Raw genomic sequence first — 2,764 nt, 5'->3', positions numbered from 1 at the left:
TAAAACGCACCAGCTCCGTAGTAGCTCACGAAGGGTTTACTATCAATCAACAAAAGACCCGAATCCTACGGAAATCCCAGCAGCAAGAAGTAACAGGAATTGTAGTCAACGACCATCTCAATATTTCTAGAAAACAATTAAAACGCTTCCGTGCCACCCTCTATCAAATCGAAAAAGACGGTCCAGATAGCAAACACTGGGGAAACTCCAGTAATGTAATCGCAGCCATTCAAGGCTATGCCAACTTCATCGCCATGGTCAATCCCGAAAAAGCAGCCCTCTTTCAAGCACAAATCCAACGCATCAAAGAGAAATGGTTATCTAATCACCATTAGGTCTCAGCCTACCCTACACCGAATCGCCTTGGGCGAACAACATTTTTGAATTAATAATTATAGCAGTCGAAGTAAAGCTTAAGACATCTTCTGCTCCCTGCTCCCTGCTCCCTGCTCCCTTTCAACTAAAAGACTATGTCCTAAACTATACTTCCCTTGCTCTAATAATTAAGAATTAAGAATTAAAAATTAAGAATTAAAAATTAAGAATTAAAAATTAATACTTTGTAAGTATACGTTCTACATTCTGCATTCTTAATTCTACATTATGACAGACAATATTGGTCTTTCGGCCACGCGATCGCCTTCAACTAACTACCGCTTACCTTGTAAATTTATCACCTCCTTATCACTAGGGGAGTTTGAGGGGAAAGAATACCCCATCCCTGCGACGGGTGGGGATGAATTTCCCCTGGCCGTAGGCTACGCTAAGCGAACAAGTACTTAAGGTAGTAAGCCGGTCTTTCCCAAAGCTTCTAAATATTCCGATAGGGTCAGACCTGCTCTATCTGCCATCTTTTTTAGGCCATCCCAGGCGGCATCTGTAGTTCTGACTGTATGTGACTTCTTGGCTTCTCCATGTATTGGAGGTCTCCCAGTTTTTTTTACCATATTGTTGACATCCGCATTCCTAAAAGCTATAATCAATATAGCACGGATAAAGAGGTCGAGACGATGCAGTTAGGATACAGGTACAAACTAAAACCAAGCCGACAACAAGAGGCCACGATGAACAGATGGCTTGATATGTTGCGATCGCAGTACAACTACCTTCTTAGAGACAGGATTGAATCTTACAGTCAAGTCAAAGCTCCTAGGTTAGGTAATTACTGCGATCTAAAAAGTAAAGGGGAAGTGTGTCCGTTGACCTGTTCAGTCAGCAAATCTCATTCCGTTGGTTACCCCTGGAAAAGTAATACAAAGAATCCTAGGAGGACTGCTTACGAGGCTCAGAGTTCAAGTCTCCCAATCCTAAAAAAACAGCGACCTTGGTATAAAGGTATTAACTCGACGGTTCTACAGCAAGCACTAAGACAGTTGGATGTAGCGTTCTCTAAGTTTTTTAAAGGCGAAACTGGATACCCTAAACCCAAAAGAAGGTCTAGATTTAGAAGCTTCAAATATTCTACTGGGCAAGTGAAATTAGACGGCAATAAAATTTACTTACCAGGTATTGGGTGGATGAGTTTTTACAATTCTCGTCTTATTCCTGAAGGATTTAAACTGAATTCTGTTACTGTTAGACGCAAAACTCGTGGATGGTTTGTAAGCATTCAAATCGAGGACAAATCGGTTCCAGTGCCTCCAGTAAAAAGCAAGGACGAGATCAATCCACAAAAAGTCAAGGGTTGCGATCTAGGTATCAAAAAGTTGATCAGCCTTTCCAGTGGAGAAACAGTAGCTAATCCAGCTATTCAGACGTCCTTTAAGCCCAGAGAAAGACGCCTGAAGTTAAGACAAAGAGCCGCCAGTAGGAAGAAGAAAGGCTCTAAAAATAGAGGGAAGTCCTATACTAGAGTAGCCTCACTTCATGAGCGCATTACGAACAGCCGTAGTGCTTATCATTGGGATACAGCTAACAAATTAGTTGATGGGGCAGATGCATTAGTTTTTGAGGATTTAAACATAAAAGCGATGAAGTCTCGTTGTAAACCTAAGCCTAATGAAAACGGTGGCTATGATCGCAACGGGCAATCAGCTAAAAGAGGATTGAATCGCTCAATATCTAATGCGGCTTGGGGAGAACTTGTGAAAAAGATTGAGGTCGTGGCTGCAAAGTCAGGCATTCCAGTAGTCAAAGTAAACCCCAAGTACACATCTCAAAAGTGTCCAAAGTGTCACCACACCAGCAAAGAGAACAGAAAGAAAGAAAAGTTTGTTTGCACCAACTGCGGGCATTACGATGATGCCGATGTAAATGGTGCTGTAAACATAAAACTGCGGGGTCTCAAAAAACTGGGGATTGACCCTTCTCAGCTACCTCCGGTGCGGGGGAAAGTTACGCCCACGGAAATAACAGCAACGAACGTTGTTGTGCCTGGGAATCCCCATCCCTCGTGATTAGTGGGGTAGTTCAAGTACACTCATCCCAATCTGAAGAGACTGATTAAGTCAGCGACCATACTCACCAGTTTCCTCACTCAGTTCAAAAGCCATCAGCGATTCTGCGCAGCCGACGCTATCCCCTTTGCTTCGGCCACTATATTTCACGAATCAGATCGGATTGCTATAGTTCATATGTTCTACAACTCCGACCTGTTCCCTTCACTTGGTTCCAGACAACAACCCATAACGAATCAAGCCCCGGCGATACCCTCGACTCATCAACCCCATCGACAGTGCCGCTTCCACAATTTTCCAATTACTATTGAGCAACCCTAAAAGCGCTTTCGGCTCAAAAGCAGAATCAATCACAATATCCCAAAACG

General features: G+C 43.1%; 3 protein-coding genes and 2 pseudogenes. 3 read left to right on the top strand and 2 right to left on the bottom strand.

Going from position 1 to position 2,764, the window contains the following annotated elements:
- Together F6K38_RS38980 and F6K38_RS38975 are read left to right on the top strand one after the other, a co-directional pair.
- Positions 1-335, top strand: a pseudogene (locus F6K38_RS38980) (RNA-directed DNA polymerase); the annotation flags it as partial.
- A 268-nt stretch (positions 336-603) separates the two neighbouring features.
- A complete protein-coding gene (locus tag F6K38_RS38975) occupies positions 604-783 on the top strand; it encodes a hypothetical protein (protein ID WP_287360287.1) in 180 nt (59 codons plus the stop codon).
- Here the strand turns inward: F6K38_RS38975 and F6K38_RS38970 are convergent.
- Positions 780-947: a hypothetical protein gene (locus tag F6K38_RS38970; protein WP_287360286.1), complete on the bottom strand. Its 168-nt coding sequence runs from the start codon at positions 945-947 to the stop codon at positions 780-782. The genes F6K38_RS38975 and F6K38_RS38970 overlap by 4 nt on opposite strands.
- A 63-nt stretch (positions 948-1,010) precedes the next feature.
- Between F6K38_RS38970 and F6K38_RS38965 the strand changes: the two genes are divergently transcribed.
- Positions 1,011-2,396: an RNA-guided endonuclease InsQ/TnpB family protein gene (locus F6K38_RS38965; RefSeq protein WP_287360284.1), complete on the top strand. Its 1,386-nt coding sequence runs from the start codon at positions 1,011-1,013 to the stop codon at positions 2,394-2,396.
- A gap of 204 nt (positions 2,397-2,600) precedes the next feature.
- On the opposite strand, the pseudogene F6K38_RS38960 reads toward F6K38_RS38965, so the two are convergent.
- Positions 2,601-2,764, bottom strand: a pseudogene (locus F6K38_RS38960) (methyltransferase domain-containing protein); the annotation flags it as partial.

This window comes from Moorena sp. SIO3B2, from assembly GCF_010692525.1.
In the GTDB taxonomy this organism is placed as follows: domain Bacteria; phylum Cyanobacteriota; class Cyanobacteriia; order Cyanobacteriales; family Coleofasciculaceae; genus Moorena; species Moorena producens.
The sequence above is the reverse complement of the archived record's forward strand: the minus strand, read 5'-3'. Positions and strand labels throughout refer to the sequence as shown.